Genomic DNA, 16,388 nt, shown 5'->3' on the forward strand with positions numbered 1-16,388 from the left:
TTGAATCTATGAGCCTAGAAAAATAATGCCTCAGATTAAGGAAGAATTTATTTGTTTTTTACCTCAGTTCTTTGTTATGCAACGTAATTATTTAATTTTCATTTTTTCAGGATTCCAATACCCAATATGACTTACAATCTTGCCTTTTTCGTCATAGGTAGTGACATTTATTCCCTCAAAAGTAGCTTCTTTTCCATCATTGGTAATTCCTTTACCTGTCCATTTAGAGGTAGCAATTAGTCCATTAACGTAAATGTAGTCGGGATAAAGTCCAGCTGATTTGAATGCGGACATAAAGTTTTCACCAATCTCAATAATTTCTTCTCTGCTATTGGGTGTTGGGCTACCATATGGGTCGTTAATATATGCATTGTCAGCAAATGAGTTCGCCCAAGTCGTGGCATCTCCACTTTGGGTTGCTTTGAAATAGTCATTGGTCCACTTTAATACTTGTTGCTCATTTATTTCTGGAATCTCTCCTAGAATTATTTCCCCTTTCCCATCTTCAAAAAAACCATTAATTGAAGTTACTGTTAGCCAACCTCTTGCATCTTGATATTTTCCAGTTCCTCCAGTAAATTCACCTGATACTTTTATAGTGACCTGACTTCCTTCAACTTCGAATTTTTGAGATGTATAGGATAAGAATAATAAATCGGTTTCAACCGCAGAACCTTCTAACTCAAACATGCTAATTTTCATTGTTCCAAATAGTTCGTGTTTTCCATTGAACATAACTCGGTTTGCTGTTGCTCCATTAATGTGAGTGTTACCTTTTTTTCCCCTTTCGAATTCCCAATGCCAAGAACCTGTTAGTTGGCCTGCTTGAGCTAAAATAAATGGTTCTTTGTTTTGAATAGAATAACCTTCTGCGAATTGATATCCTCCAATTACTTTAAATTTTAATGTTTCTTGTGCTTTCATCACTGTAAATGTTATTAGTGTTACGAATAGTATTATACTTTTTTTCATCATGTTTAATTTTGTTGATGTAAAAGTATTCCAGTAAATCCAGCCTGGATATAACAAAAGAAGGAAGCAATGTTCTATTTCTCGGATTGGTGTTCTTTCCGGTAATTAGCGGGTGTTTTTAGCGTATTTTTTTTGAAAAATTTACCAAAATGCGAAGGTGAAGCAAAGTTTAAGGTATAAGCAATTTGCTTAATATCTTCATTGCCATATTTTAAAAGATTCTTTGCCTCTAAAAGAAGTCTTTGGTTGATATAGTATAAAGCATTTTTTCCTGTAGAAGATTTGATGGCATCGCTCAAGTGATTTGGTGTTACGTTTAGTAAAGCTGCATACTCTTTGATACTCCTTTTCGACAGATAATAGTTGTTGATTAGATTCTGATATTTCACAAACAGTCCTTGATTTTTGGGTAATTCATCGACTGTTCTCACTCTTTTCTTATACAAGTCAAGGCATTTGTAAAGTACTACCTGTAAATAATGCCTTAGAATTTCTTCTGAAAATGAATTTCTCGGTTGATGATATTCTGAATAAAATTCTTCGAAAATATCAATCACCCGTTGTTTTTCTTCTGGCTCGATTGGGATGGCGTTTAGCTTATCAAGTCGAAAGAACGAAAACTGACCTTGAAAGTCTTCAGGTTTTATCGGGAGAAAGCCTTGTTTAAAGTTTAAAATGTAGCCGTCAATTTTTTGATCCCTTACCCATGAGTATATATGATTTGGTGAAATAAAGTATAGTACACTATTCAGGTCGTTTACTTTCTGGTCATTTATGTTTAATTCAGAGTTTCCAAATCCTAGTATGAACGATACTTGATGAAAATCTTTCGTGTGTGGTTGAATAGATTCGATTGAGTCCTTAGTAAAGTCAGAAAACCTGTAGATGTGAAGACTAGAATTTGAAGTTTGCACTGGCACATTGATATGCCTGTACAAATCATTCATTTGTTTAAAATTAAGAATATTGTTTTTATCAGTCATTCATCTTATGTGGCATAACGTTTCTTGTATGTTGCGTTTGCCTGCCGAAGGTGGCATATGCAATATACGAATTGTTGTAGTTAGTTTTTCTTAAGGGCAAAAAATGTCCATTAACAAATATTCATTTTTTAGTTCGACAAAAAAGCACCCATCTTTCGAGTTATTATTTACTTCAATAGCAGATACAAATCTGTCAAAATCTATATAGTCTGAAAGATTTCCACAAGATTCTTTCATCTTCATTTTCAAGTTTTCAAGATTAATAGGGTTGTAGGTTCCACCATCCAAATCAGTACTAAAATCACAGTCATCAACTTGAACTTTAGAAACAGCATTTAGCCAAAAAACAAAAGCGTTTTCAAATGATGATTTTTTTCCTTTCAATATAACGCCATTCACTTGTTTATATTGATACTCAAAATCGTATTGATTTAAATTGATTAACTTCTTTTCATAATTCTTAAATTCTTTTAAGCTAAATAATTGATATTTCCTTAATGATATGAAATCAAGAAGCCCTCTTTTATTTAAAATACTATAGAACCAATAATTTGAATTCTTTTCATTAATTCCAATCGGTTTTATGAGTTGTTGGTATATTGTTTCGGCTACATCAAAATCAGAACAAATTGCAATTTCAAATGATATTTGATTATCACTTTCAATTCCAATAAGAGAGTCTCTAATATTTCTCTTTTCAGTTTTTTCGATATGAATGAATATACTTTCTAATTGTTCATCTAATTTTTTAGTTGGATGTTCAGAAATTATATAGAAATACTTATTCATTATTTGTTTTCTCAATTAACCACAACGTTTAATATATGTGTCGTAGCAGAGCAAAATGTTACCTTGCTTTTCGATTTTTTCTGCGCATTGGTTGCTAACTTTTACTTTTTGCAAGCATTGCGTCTTACCAAAAATACAAGAACCTTTCGATTCATTACTTAGCTGCTATGATCACATATATGTTGTTGTGGCCAGTTTATTTATTTAATATTGTTATCATAATCATAATATTCCAGAGAGAGAATAAGTCACTTCCTTTTTTCGTAATAAAAATCGTTTCTTTTCCGTCAAATTCAGTAACTAACAATTCGCGTTCGTTGCGTTTTTTAATTTTTTTGAGTTTAGTTTCACCAGCTTCTGCTTTTTCGAAATATTCTTTCCGATTTTTAGAATCCACATCTTCAATTGCATCTAATTTTACAGAGTTGAGTTTTGTTCCATCATACCCAATAATTCTTTTTGTTCCCAATGCTGTCCAATTATTCTTCGAATCCGTAAATAGTAAGATTATTTTCCCACTATCTTTTTCGTCAAAATGATTTAAGTATTTCATTTTGAATTCGTCAGTCAAGTTCTCAAATAAAAATGCAGTTTTATTCGGTAGATTATGTTGAGAAGCTCTCCATTTAATTCTATCTTCTATAAATTCGACTGTTTTTCGCATTCAGTTTAATTGGCTACAACATGTTTATATACGTACTGGTACATATATTTCTATTATAATTTTTGACTGTAGCCGTTTGTAACTATTTATAAACGTTTGTAAACGGTAAATATAGCGTAAGTTATAATTTCATAAAGAAACGTAAATTTCCCTGTAATTAAAAATAGGAAAGTGAGAATGTGTAGTTTATTAAGAAATCAAACTTGCTTTTTCTTGTTATATAATCGATAGTAATACCAGGCGGCAATACCACCAATACAAGAAAACAAAGCCAACATCCAGAATACATGCTGGTGTCCTTGTATTCCTGGTGAGTTGTCTAAAAGATATCCCATCGCAGGGCCGGCAAAGATATCGGGGGTATACCCGATTAAAGAAATGAGTCCAACAGCAGTTCCGGTTAATACCAATGGAATTTGACCACGTTGCATCACAGCAAAGTACAGAGAACGTGCTGCATACACTCCCGTTGCTACTACTAATATGGAAATAAAGAATAATGTGGTTGCCGATGTTGTGATTATACCCATCGCAAATAATAATGCTCCAAAGAATGATATTACAAAACTAACTACCAACCAGAAGGTAGTTCGTGTACGATCAGCTAATACTCCGATCAAGACGCCAATTATCGGACGGATAAATAATAGAAAAGTGCCTACTTGCGCAGATTTCACCTGGTCGTATAACATTACATCTTTTGCATAGAGTGAAAATACATCCGTAATTTTGTAGCCTACGTATGCACAAAGAATAATGATCATTAGTAACCATACAGAGGGTAATCGAAGGACAGCCGTAATTTGTGAGATTGTGATTTTTTCCAAGATGATCTCTTGCTCTGTTTTTTGATCTAATTTCATAAAGAACCACACAAGAATACCGACCAGACTTACAATACCAGAAGATACCAATATAACTTGTTTAAAAGCAGCTCTGCTTTCTAATACTGTAGCTTCCGAAATTTCAGAACTAATGAATAATGAAAAAATAAACACGCCCATTGCGCCAAATAGTGCTCCCACTAATCCACGACCACCATCTAGAAATCCAAATGCTTTTCCCTGTGATGTCGATCCGCCCCAAACTCTGGTTGCTTTAATCATAGGTGCCCAGAATAAAAAAATAGTTGTAAATCCCCAATATCCATATAATATTTTAAGTGTAGCATATCCAGGAAATGTAGCATAGACCAATCCTCCAAGAGCTGTCATCCATAGTGCCACTGCTATTAGTTTTCTAGGAGGAAATTTATCGGCAATCGGACCTCCAAAAAGATACGATAGTAAAGCAACTATACCGTATACAGAAAAGCAAAGCCCTAACTGTAGGTTGTCTAGTCCAAATGCCTCTAGTACTGTAGGTCTAAAGACCCGTGCAAGTACAAAGGGAAGAATAAATACAGATTCTCCAGCCAAAATAAGTAGTAAAAGAAAGTACCAGGGAGCTTTTTTTTGGTTCATAGAGTTTTAAAGGTGTGCTTTTATATATATTGATATTTGCTTAAAGATAGTGTTTGTAATTGGTTTTGAGATACAAAGAGAATTTTTGAGGATAAAAAATAAACCATCTATGCCTAGGTAGCACTTCCATAGGTTTAGTGTGACTGCAGAGCATTAGGTTTTGATAGAAAAAGGTGTGGTTTGACATTTAGGATCTCCAGGAGTTCCTTCTCCTTTGGGGAGAAGGTTAGGATGAGGGGATTTCAGAATAAAACCCTCATGACTGAATCTAGTTCAACGTAGGCTTCAATCTTCGGGAATTCTAACATAAAAGTAAGGAAATAGAGGGTAGGGAGTTGGACGTTTTCTACCAGTTATAAATTCTGATCTTCTACATTCATTCGCATACGAACCAGGTATTTTTCAAACCCTGCTTTTTCATAAGCTCTAATAGCTCTTGGATTTTGGTCATAAACATCCAACTGAATTTCGTCAATACCCTTCACTGCAAACCAATCTGATATATACTGAATGATTTGTTGGCTAATTCCTTGTCCTCTAAAAGCTTCTTTTACATACATAAAACCAATATATCCCATTTGACTTTGTTTGAAGAATTCTTTTCGATCTCTGATCTGACCATAACCACTCCCCACAATTTCTCCTTCAACCTCTACAACTACGACTTCCGTGTGATCAGCCTTTATGTAGTCGCCAAGATCATAATAGTTGATTTTTTCATCGGTTTTTAGGGTAGGATCCATAGGTCTTTCTGCTTGTACGATTCCTTGTTCAAAATCGAGTAGTATAGGCAGATCTTCAATTGTTGCAGCACGTACGATCATTTCTCTAATTCTTTTTAAAAATACTAAGTACTAAATGTAAGAAAAGTATCGGTTGCACGATGAGTATAATTAGGAAAAGTATTAGCTGAACAAGGAATAATGTTTCTTTGGTTTCCCAATCGGATTCAGAAGTAAAGAGAAGAGGGAGTAGAGTAATAACAAGAATTCCACCAAGAGTTCCAATTACGTGGATGTGTGTTAATAGAAGTCTTCTTTTTTTATTCAGTTTGTGAATAGCATAATAAGTTAACCCCATTCCAAAGAATAAAAAACAAAGAAAATTTAAAAAATGAATTATGGAAATGACGAAATACGTATCATGAATATTGACATCCAACGTCTCATCATCAAAAGAAAAACCGTATATCCATAAGATTGGAATCAAACTCCAAAAAATGATATACGGTTTATGGATTATGTAGTTCACCAGAAATTATTCTCCTAAGAAAGGATATCTATAATCAGCAGGTGTAACAAAAGTTTCTTTGATGGTTCTTGGAGATACCCAACGTAATAAATTAAGGTATGATCCGGCTTTATCATTCGTTCCTGATGCTCTAGCTCCACCAAATGGTTGTTGTCCTACAACTGCACCAGTTGGTTTATCATTAATATAGAAATTACCAGCGGCATTTTCTAAAGCTTTGGTAGCTTCTGCGGCAGCATATCTGTCCGTAGAGAAAATAGCTCCTGTTAATGCATATTCACTAGTGCCATCAACTAAAGCTAATGTTTCTTCCCATTTGTTATCATCATATACGTAGATCGTAATAACCGGTCCAAAAAGCTCCGTACACATGGTTGTGTATTTAGGATCTTCTGCTAGAATAACTGTTGGTTCGATGAAATATCCTTTGGATTTATCATAACCACCACCAGCAATGATTGTTGCTCCATTATCTTCTTTTGCTTGGTCAATATATTTGGCTAGCTTGTCAAAAGAACCTTCGTGGATTACAGCAGTAATAAAATTACTCATATCTTCTGGTGATCCCATTTTAAAGGATTTGATATCTGCTTTTAAGAATTTCTCAACATCAGCCCATAAACTTTTAGGAATATATGCTCTGGATGCTGCACTACATTTTTGTCCTTGGAATTCGAATGCTCCACGAGAAATTCCTGTAGCCACTTGTTTAGCATTTGCACTAGGGTGCGCAACGATAAAATCTTTTCCACCTGTTTCTCCTACGATTCTTGGGTAGGTTTTATAGTTATGAATGTTAGTTCCGATTTTAGCCCATATGTCTTTAAATACATGAGTACTACCAGTAAAGTGAATCCCTGCAAAATCTGGACTTGCCAATACTGTATCCGTAATCATTACAGGATCTCCATATACTACATTGATAACTCCGTCAGGTACACCAGCTTCTTTAAAAATGTCTACGATTACTTTTGCTGAATAGATTTGGCTATCACTAGGTTTCCAAACTACTGTATTTCCCATCAAAGCAGCACTTGCAGGTAAATTTCCAGCAATTGCGGTAAAATTAAATGGAGTGATTGCATAAACAAAACCCTCTAGAGGTCTATATTCTAATCTGTTCCAAGCTCCAGAAGTAGAATCTGGTTGATCTTCATAGATCTGAGTCATAAATTCTACATTAAAACGTAGGAAATCTATAAACTCACAAGCAGCATCAATTTCAGCCTGGAAAATATTTTTAGATTGGGCAAGCATAGTTGCCGCATTAATTTTAGCTCTATAAGGTCCAGCAATTAATTCTGCAGCTCTTAAGAAAATAGCAGCACGTTGTTCCCAAGCTAAATCTGCCCATTTTTTACGAGCTTCGATAGCTGTATCGATAGCTGTTTGTACATGTTGCTTTTCGGCTTTGTGATATGTTCCTAATAGATGTTTGTGATCGTGCGGCGGTGACATTGTTCCTGTGTCGCCAGTTCTGATTTCTTCTCCATTTATATATAGCGGAACATCAACAGATGAATTGTACATTGATTTGTATGTTGCCAAAACTTCTTCTCTTTCGGGAGTTCCTGGAGCATATGATTTTACAGGCTCATTTATCGCTGTTGGAACTTGAAAAAAACCTTTTCCCATGATCTTGTGTATTTAGTTTGATTTGTAAGATGTGTTAGTATACTTCAAGCGGCAAAGATAGGAAATTATGTAGGGTAATATTGATTTTAACCTTTTATAAACATCTGCGGTATGTATTTTTTTTCGTAAGTTGTGCGAAATTTATCCGACCCAAAAATCTATGTGTACAGTAACGTTGATCCCCACCCAAGAAAATGGTTTTATATTAACCTCTAATCGTGATGAGGCCATAGACCGGAAAACATTAGTGCCTGAATTTTATCAAGTTGATAAAACCAGAATGCTATTCCCAAAAGATGCTGTGGCTGGAGGAACCTGGATAGGAATAAGTGATAAAAATACGATGATTTGTCTTCTTAACGGAGGTTTCGAAATTCATGAAAGACTCGTTTCTTATAGACAAAGTAGGGGAGTGGTAGTAAAAGATCTTTTAGGAGCAAACAATTTACAAAAAGCTATTTTAGAGTATGATTGTAAAGGAATTGAGCCTTTTACAATAGTTGCGGCTAATTGGCAATCGGATCTTGAGTTTTTTGAGTTGGTTTGGGATGGAAAACAAAAACATTTTAAAGTTTTAGAAAAAGAAACTCATATTTGGTCTTCTTCTACTCTCTATACTAATGAAATGAAGAAAACGAGAGAAGGTTGGTTTGGTGTATTCGAAGATGAGAATATATTAGGTGCCGATACATTGTTGGATTTTCATAAGAATGCAGGAATTGGAGATAAGGATGTAGATCTGCAAATTGATAGAGGTTTTTTGAAAACAAGAAGTATTACTCAGATTGTTAAAAATGAAGAAGAGCTTGCAATGCGTTATGAAGATCTTCAGAATAAGGAAGTAAATGTCGTTACTTTTGAGGCAATAACAGCTTAGTCGAAACAGATACTAAGTTACATTTTGAAAATAAGTATAATTAAAATTTTAAACGTGTGATGAATTACACGGGCAAAATAATATCCCTTGCTTTTCCAGATACTTTTGTTCGCTTTTCTGACGAAGAAAAAAAATCAACTGGTTTACTGCAGTTTTTTGGTTTAGGAAAAAACGGAATTATTAAAGCTGGCCATGCAGCTTTTGTCCTTATAGAGAATAAAACAGGTCTTGCAGAATATTATGATTTTGGAAGATACATAACTCCTCCTGGCAAAGGAAGGGTGAGAAGTGCAGTAACTGATGTGGAATTAGAAATACCCTTTAAAGCCGCTTTTACAACTGATGGTAAATTATCTAATATTGAAGAGTTTCTTTTATGGCTAGAAGCAAATCCCGAGAAGACTCATGGTAGTGGTCGTCTAGTAGCATCAGTTTGTGATTATATCGACTACGATAAAGCAAAAGAGTATGTTCTGGAGACTCAAAACAAAGGAAGTATCCCGTATTCTACTTTTAGAAAAGAAGGAAGTAATTGTTCTAGAATAGTTACGGATACAATTCTAAGCAGTACTGATAAATCCAGAATAAGAACACCGTTATTACGTAATAAATTATTTACTCCAAGTCCTTTGGGTAATGTAGAAAAAGGATCTATGGAGAATAAGATATATCAAGTAGAAAATGGAATTTTGATAGAGTACCCGAATTCTGTTTTTAAAGAGAATCTTACTAATTATTTTGATAAAAGAGCACCGAAATTAGACGAGAAAAAGAATATTAAACTACCTGATTTCTTAAAAGAAGCTCATTTTTTGTCAGGAACAGGGAGTAGTGCGTATTTTATTTTAAAAGAATCTTCGTCAGTATCTTTATTTGAAATTAGAAGATATACAGAATATGGGTATGAGGATTTTAGAGGTCTTTTTGAAGCAAAATCAACTTTTTTTCATACTAAAAAATATAAGTTTGTGTATGATTCGCACTGTAAATACTGCCATATAGAACAAGAAGGTAAGATAATACGATTTGATCTTGTAAAGCAACTTAATTCAAAGCAAAAGGAGAACTAAGCTTAAAACTAGGGATAATTACTTTGAATTTTCGAGTGGATGTGAAATTCACCATGTTATAGTGGCCTTTCATGGCGCCAAACGGTGAACTTAAGAGACATCCACTATTATAAGTATGGGATTCTCCTGGTTTTAATACTGGTTTTTTGCCAATGACACCTTCGCCTTCTACAATTTCTGTACTGCTTAATGCATCTTTGATTTCCCAAAAACGAGAGGTAAGTTGCACAGAGTCTTTACTTTGGTTTTCTATGGTAATTCGGTATCCAAAGGCAAAATGAATCTTATAGTTCTTAAAGAACGTACCCTCGAAGGTGGTGTCCACCGAAATTTTTATGCCTCTGGTTATTTGCTCAACCATATTAAAAAATAAACATTGATCCTACAATAGTTATAACAGATCCAATTCCTGCTAAGATAAAAAATAATACGTTCACTAACAGAAATTTAACAATAGTTTTCGCTCTTCCTTGCTGATAAAATTTACGCATGGCTTTATACAAATAAAATAAGAAAACTAGCATTGCAATACTCGATGTAACTTCGCTTTTGGTGATTTGATCAATTAAAACCGCTATTCCGATTAGTATGAAAAACATAGTTTGTGTATGAAAGATAAAAACCAAGTGCTCCATATAATTAAAAGGTTTTCTTATATAAAGTAACCACATTATTAAGGCAAAGAATGGTAGAAAGAAAAATATGATAAAAGGGAGTTTATTAAAAACAAATATGAGCAATTCCATAGGATTGTCATTTAGATTTTTTGTTTTAATACTTCTTGTGTATAAATATTTGGTGTATGTATTTTGTTTGTGTTTTAGACTATCTAAGGCTACTGATGGTAATACCTCTTCGGTTTTTTTATAATGAGACTTATACGTTTTCCAGCGTTTGTTTATTGCTGTGAACATACTCATTGTATCTAATTGTGCTTCTGTAAAATATATTTGTTCCGATGAATTCTTAGTGGTTTTTGATGAATCTGATGAACTTGTATTAATTTCAATAACGCCAGCTTTTGTACGTTTTGAGTCTTCTGCTGCTAGTTTTTGACCACTATTAAATTGAAGGGCCATTTGGTCAAAATCGATAAATAGTCCGTTAATGATAAAAAATAGTATGGAAACACTTAAGAAAAACCTGAAAGGGTTGGCATATTTTATTCTTTTACCTTCTATATAATCTTTAGAGATCATTCCCGGTTTAAACAGTAAGCCAACTACTGTGTGTCTAAGTCGTGAATCATATGAGAATATACTCGCGAAAAACTCATTAAAAAAATCTTTGAAAGAAAGCTTTTTTGTGGTGTTAATCTGACCGCAATTATGGCAATAACGATCAATAATGTCAAGTGGAACACCGCAGTTTAAGCATTCATTACCCCTATACTTTTTAAGAAATCTCCCCTTTTCTTTCATTTTTAGTTGATAGTTTTCGTAATGGGACTAAAGTAAAGGTATTTCATTACAAAACATAAAAAAAAATGATGCGTACGGATTGTGTGTAAACATTAAGAGTATATAGCAAGAAAACGCAAACGATATAATTGTGATGTAGGAAAAAATATTTATAACGTTTTAGGTCTCTTTTAGTTATGCTTTTAGGCAATTTTATTGGTTTTTTATCGAAAAAAATAATTTAACCTTTATCGATGTAGGTAGTTTTAATTATTTGATTTTTAGTTTCTTAAGTGGTGTTTTTGATTGTTTGAGTAATGGTTTTTAGAAGATCTAGCATGTACTTTTACGTAGTTGTATTACGGTATAACTATAATGTTTTATTAAATGCTTTAAACCAGATAAATGAAAAAAACAATACCTTTCTTAAAAGTAGCTTTAGTGCTTGTGTTTATTTTTTTAAATTTTACTCCTGTAAATGCTCAATACAATGTAGATGCACCATGGATGCCTGAAATTTTATCAAAAGAAAAATCTAATAATAGTGCTTTTGCATTTGATGAAGTTGTAAATGCTTTTAATAGTTATTGGAAAGAGAAGGATGATACTGTTAAAGGAAGTGGACATAAACCCTTTATGAGATGGCAGGAGTTTTATAAGAATGCTGTTATGCCGGATGGCACGCTACCTACTCCTGATTTCTATTGGAACATTTGTAAGCAGAAACAATCTAAAAAAACTTTTGGTCATAAGATGGCAAATACTTGGTCGCCAATGGGACCTTTTGATCACGATCCTTCTAATTCTTGGTCACCTGGACAAGGTAGAATTAATGTAGCAATTGTGGATCCAAATCAATCTAATGTGATGTATGTAGGTGCTCCTGCTGGAGGAATCTGGAAATCTGTAGATAGTGGACAGCATTGGGAACCATTGTCAGATTACTTACCTCAGATTGGAGTTTCCGGAATTGCAATAGACTATAATAATTCTAATATCATCTACATTTCTACAGGTGATGACGATTCTAGTGATGCACTTGGTATTGGTGTTTTGAAATCTGTAGATGGAGGTGTAACCTGGAATAAAACAGGTCTTGATGCTGCTGATAGATATGAAATTGGGAATGATATTTATATAGATCCTAATAATTCTAACAAATTATGGGTAGCTACAAGTAGAGGAGTTTATAAAACCGAAGATGCCGGAGTAACTTGGGTGAAAACATTATCTGGTAATATTAAGGACATTAAGATAAAACCTGGAGATACTAATGTAGTATATGCAGCAACTTCCAATACTTTTTATAAGTCAACAGATGGAGGAAATAGCTTTTTTGCGATTCGTAATGGATTGCCAGCTAATTCTTCTAGATTGGTTATTGATATAACTCCTGCTAATCCCGAGTATGTGTATTTGTTAAGTGCTGATTTTAACCGTTCATTTCAAGGGTTATATAAATCTACGGATGGAGGTTCTAATTTTACCAAAACTCAGGAGACAATAAATATTTTTGAAAGTACTCAATCTTGGTATGATCTTGCTTTAGCGGTTTCCGATCAGGATCCTAACGTAGTATTTGTTGGATGTTTAAATGTTTGGAAATCTGTTAATGGAGGAGATGATTTTACTAAGATTAATAACTGGAGTAGTCCAACTCAGGTAACTTATACTCATGCGGATATTCATTTCTTACGTTATTATAATGGAAGATTGTTTTGTGGAAGTGATGGAGGTGTTTATGAATCTCAAGACAATGGAGGGTCATTTACTGATTTGACCAAAGGACTTCAGATTGGACAGTTTTATAAAATTTCGGTAGCAGAAAACAGTAGTGTTGATTATTTGGTTGGAGGTTTACAAGACAATGGAGGGTATGCTTTGGATGGTTCTCAATGGAATGTGTATCACGGAGCAGATGGAATGGATTGCGCAGTAAAAGGAAATAATCCGGATACATATTTTGGTTTTATACAATACGGAAGAAATCTATATAAGACAGAAGATAGGGGTAAAACCCGAAGTTTTCTTGCATCAGGACCAGATCGTGGAAATTGGGTTACTCCGTTAGTTTCTGATCGTAATGGTAATTTATATGCAGGGTTTAAGAGTTTTTATAAACTTGAAAATAATTCTTTTGAAAATCAAACAGAATTTGACTTTGGAGGGAATAATATAGAACATATTGAGTTGGATCCTTCTGATGTGAATATTATGTATCTTGCTAATGATTTAAGTTTATACAGAAGTATGGACGCAGGAGCTACTTGGTCTAAAATCTATTCTTTTCCAACATCGATCACTTCTATAGAAGTTCATAATGATGATAATCAAATTATTTATGTTTCTACTTCTGGGTCTGTAAGTGGAAAGGTTTTTCGCTCAAGTGATCAAGGAAATAATTTTATAGATATCTCCGGCAATCTTCCCGAAGAAGGAAAATTTGTGGTTAAACACCATAAAGGAACCGAATCGATATATTTAGGTACTTATTTAGGAGTGTACTTTAAGGATGGAGATCAGTATTGGCAGGATTATTCAGTGAATCTTCCTAATGTAGCTGTAAGAGATTTAGAAATTAATTTAAAAGATAATTTTTTAGTAGCAGCTACCTATGGTAGAGGTGTATGGAAAGTACCGTTAGAAATTGAGTTAGCTCCAGATGATGCAGCACCTTCAGTTCCTACCAATCTCATAGTTTCAGATATTAGTCAGACTTCTGTAGCTTTAAGTTGGAGTCCATCATCAGATAACATTGCTGTAACAAGTTATGAGATATACGAAGATGAGGATTTTGTGAAATCCGTAACTGACATAAATACTGTAGTTACTGGATTATCTCCTAATACAAATTATAATTTTAAAGTAGTGGCTAAAGATCGAAAAGGAAATCAATCGATTGCTAGCGAAACTACTTCGATAACTACAGAAGGTTTAACTGAAATTACTTTTAGTTTTTATAAACCGGCAGCCTGGGGTGATGTTGTGAATGCTTACTTTTTTAGTGCAGCTTCTAATTCAACATTGTTAGGAACTAATGAATGGCCAGGTCAACAAATGAATAGATATCCTGGTACCAACTGGTATCAGTATACTCTGGCTTTAACTGAAGGAGTTAATCCTAATGACATAAGAATCGTTTTCAATGCTAATGATAATCAAACCGATGATTTGGCAAGAAGTACAAGCGGGTGGTATCAGGATGGTATTTGGAGCGACGAGTGTCTAAATGATTGTGAAGGATTAAATGCAACGGTAGTAGATATTTATTTTAAAACACCTACTTATAGTTGGAATGGAGCTTCTAATATTTATGTGTTTGATAATAAGCGAAATATTAGATTAGAAAATACAGCGGCTTGGCCAGGGCAGAATATGAATACTATATCGGGATCTCCTTGGAGAAAATGGTCTTTTGTAGTTCCTAATGGAGTCTCTCCGGATGATGTAGGGATTGTATTTAATGATGGTAACGGAATGCAAACCATAGATTTAGAAAGAAACAGAACAGGATGGTTTACTGTTGGTTATATAGATAACGGCAAGTATGTAGGATTCTGGAGTGATTCTTGTCCTTCTTCTTGCGATCAAATACCATCTAATGAAGAATTAGAAACTACACAACCTGCTTTTAAACCTTTGTTTGCTCAAGTACAAAAAGCATTTATATCCCCTAATCCAATTAGTGGGCAGTCAATGTTGAATTTTCAAGCAAATAGTACTGGTGTTTTAGAGATTACTGCTGTAAATGTTTTAGGTCAGAAAAAAGTAATTTACAATCAGAAAATCGAATCTGGTGCGCAAACTGTAGTGTTGAATAGAAATGATGTAGATAGTAAAGGAATTTATTTTTATGTAATTTCTGTTAACGGAGTAAAACAGGAAACTTTAAAAGTAGTCGTAGAATAATAACTGAGGTGTTAGTCTAAAAAGGTGGAGCATTAAACTCCACCTTTTTTAATTAGTTATATTTCTGGAATTTCCAATTCCTTTGCCAATAGCTCTGTCATATCTAGCTCCTGGAGCTCTATAATATGGAATTACCATATATTCATTTTCGGTTTCATCAAAATTACCGCTTATGAAACCTGGGTCTATAGTTCCATCTGGTTTTACTAAGACATATTTGTAATTATTGAAACCTTGTTTGAATAATCTTTTTGTCGTATAAATTGCATTCTCTTTGTCATATGTTAGTCGTGTAGATGCATCTGTTACGTAATTATTAAAATTACCATAAATATGGATTTCGCCGCCATCCAATGGCTCATAGGACTCAAGAGAGAAGTGTATCCAAGCATAATCAGCCTCTGTGTTGCTATTTTCAGCTCTTAAATTTCTCACCACAAAACTACCATTGATATCAGGATAATATGTGTATATCCTATTACCTCTAACGATATCGGTGTATAGATAATTATGATAAATCTCTTGAAGATCAATTCCTCTAATATTTGCAGTAGGTGATCTTACTTCTTTATTGTCAAAGAAAAGATATTCATTGCCACCCCAGAAACTAGATTCTGTGTCATATTTATATACCAAACTATTTGCGATAGTGAATTGTGGGACTAAGTTGGTTATAGCATTTTTTAAGTCATTATTTTGTATTACTAATGTCTTTACATTACGCTTTGGGTTTTTTAAAATTTCACTAGGAGAGCTGATTTCAAACTGAACGGTTTGTCGTGTGTCTATATATTTCAGGTTTCTAGATCTTTTTGTATACACTTTTACGTTCGCCAAACTTTCATAAACTATAAATTTTCTGGAGAAAACAATTTCATCATCATCATCATAAATTTCAATCATATAATTCCCACTTACTTTTAGACCTCTAGTGTCTTCATTTGGGATTCTTAACATATAATGACTGTATAGCTGTAAGGTGTTAAATGAATTTTCGTAATTGACAATTCGGATATCATCAAAACCATTTAAGTACTCGTTTTTGTATAACGAAGAAGGAGTCCAATCAAAATTATAATGGGTTATTTTATAATAGTAATCTACTTCATCACCATTTATGTCATCAAATTGAATATTAAGTGGTTCTCCGAGTTTTATAATAGGTGTTCCCGAAAATTCTTCAGTACCAAATAATTGAATTGTTTTGATATGATCGGGTGGGTTTATTTCTTCCTTCCTTTCTTGAGCCGAAATAAATGATTGAAAGCCAATAAATAATCCTAAAATTAATAGGGTTTGTTTAAGTTTTTGTGACATTAATTCAATAGTTAACACCGTAAAGATAAACAAAATGTATGCCTGAATGGATTCATCT

At 33.6% G+C, this 16,388-nt stretch carries 14 protein-coding genes; 3 read left to right on the forward strand and 11 right to left on the reverse strand.

What is annotated here, in order from left to right; all coding sequences use genetic code 11:
* Nucleotides 1-87: 87 nt before the first annotated feature.
* From Q0829_RS27025 to pruA, 8 genes are all read right to left on the reverse strand, one after another.
* Nucleotides 88-972, reverse strand: a complete 885-nt coding sequence (locus Q0829_RS27025; protein WP_298549096.1) for a nuclear transport factor 2 family protein — start codon at nt 970-972, stop codon at nt 88-90.
* Between the two features lie 74 nt (nt 973-1,046).
* A complete protein-coding gene (locus Q0829_RS27030) occupies nt 1,047-1,919 on the reverse strand; it encodes an AraC family transcriptional regulator (RefSeq protein ID WP_298549097.1) in 873 nt (290 codons plus the stop codon).
* A 126-nt stretch (nt 1,920-2,045) separates the two neighbouring features.
* Complete coding sequence (locus tag Q0829_RS27035; RefSeq protein WP_298549099.1) at nt 2,046-2,744, reverse strand: hypothetical protein; 699 nt, start codon at nt 2,742-2,744, stop codon at nt 2,046-2,048.
* Nucleotides 2,745-2,940: 196 nt separating this feature from the next.
* Nucleotides 2,941-3,408, reverse strand: a complete 468-nt coding sequence (locus Q0829_RS27040; protein WP_298549101.1) for a hypothetical protein — start codon at nt 3,406-3,408, stop codon at nt 2,941-2,943.
* A gap of 197 nt (nt 3,409-3,605) precedes the next feature.
* Nucleotides 3,606-4,871, reverse strand: coding sequence for an MFS transporter (locus Q0829_RS27045; protein WP_298549103.1), 1,266 nt, complete (start codon nt 4,869-4,871; stop codon nt 3,606-3,608).
* Nucleotides 4,872-5,224: 353 nt separating this feature from the next.
* Nucleotides 5,225-5,695 (reverse strand): GNAT family N-acetyltransferase, encoded by a 471-nt coding sequence (locus Q0829_RS27050; protein WP_298549105.1) that lies wholly within the window; start codon nt 5,693-5,695, stop codon nt 5,225-5,227.
* A 4-nt stretch (nt 5,696-5,699) separates the two neighbouring features.
* Nucleotides 5,700-6,122 (reverse strand): hypothetical protein, encoded by a 423-nt coding sequence (locus tag Q0829_RS27055; RefSeq protein ID WP_298549107.1) that lies wholly within the window; start codon nt 6,120-6,122, stop codon nt 5,700-5,702.
* A 6-nt stretch (nt 6,123-6,128) separates the two neighbouring features.
* Complete coding sequence (gene pruA, locus Q0829_RS27060) at nt 6,129-7,757, reverse strand: L-glutamate gamma-semialdehyde dehydrogenase (RefSeq protein ID WP_298549109.1); 1,629 nt, start codon at nt 7,755-7,757, stop codon at nt 6,129-6,131.
* 160 nt (nt 7,758-7,917) lie between these two features.
* On the opposite strand from pruA, the gene Q0829_RS27065 reads away from it, so the two are divergent.
* Nucleotides 7,918-8,634, forward strand: coding sequence for an NRDE family protein (locus tag Q0829_RS27065; RefSeq protein WP_298549111.1), 717 nt, complete (start codon nt 7,918-7,920; stop codon nt 8,632-8,634).
* A gap of 59 nt (nt 8,635-8,693) precedes the next feature.
* Nucleotides 8,694-9,704 (forward strand): DUF6695 family protein, encoded by a 1,011-nt coding sequence (locus tag Q0829_RS27070; protein WP_298549195.1) that lies wholly within the window; start codon nt 8,694-8,696, stop codon nt 9,702-9,704.
* Here the strand turns inward: Q0829_RS27070 and apaG are convergent.
* Together apaG and Q0829_RS27080 are read right to left on the reverse strand one after the other, a co-directional pair.
* Nucleotides 9,679-10,065, reverse strand: a complete 387-nt coding sequence (apaG, locus tag Q0829_RS27075; protein ID WP_298549114.1) for a Co2+/Mg2+ efflux protein ApaG — start codon at nt 10,063-10,065, stop codon at nt 9,679-9,681. The two genes, Q0829_RS27070 and apaG, sit on opposite strands and share 26 nt — an antisense overlap.
* 1 nt (nt 10,066) lies before the next feature.
* Nucleotides 10,067-11,125, reverse strand: coding sequence for a DUF3667 domain-containing protein (locus Q0829_RS27080; protein WP_298549117.1), 1,059 nt, complete (start codon nt 11,123-11,125; stop codon nt 10,067-10,069).
* A 384-nt stretch (nt 11,126-11,509) separates the two neighbouring features.
* Between Q0829_RS27080 and Q0829_RS27085 the strand changes: the two genes are divergently transcribed.
* Nucleotides 11,510-15,013 (forward strand): starch-binding protein, encoded by a 3,504-nt coding sequence (locus tag Q0829_RS27085; RefSeq protein WP_298549119.1) that lies wholly within the window; start codon nt 11,510-11,512, stop codon nt 15,011-15,013.
* 48 nt (nt 15,014-15,061) lie between these two features.
* Here the strand turns inward: Q0829_RS27085 and Q0829_RS27090 are convergent, their stop codons facing one another.
* Entirely contained in the window at nt 15,062-16,330 is a 1,269-nt protein-coding gene (locus Q0829_RS27090) for a DUF5103 domain-containing protein (RefSeq protein WP_298549122.1), read from the reverse strand.
* Nucleotides 16,331-16,388 lie beyond the last annotated feature (58 nt).

This window comes from uncultured Aquimarina sp. (genome assembly GCF_947492405.1).
Lineage (GTDB): Bacteria > Bacteroidota > Bacteroidia > Flavobacteriales > Flavobacteriaceae > Aquimarina.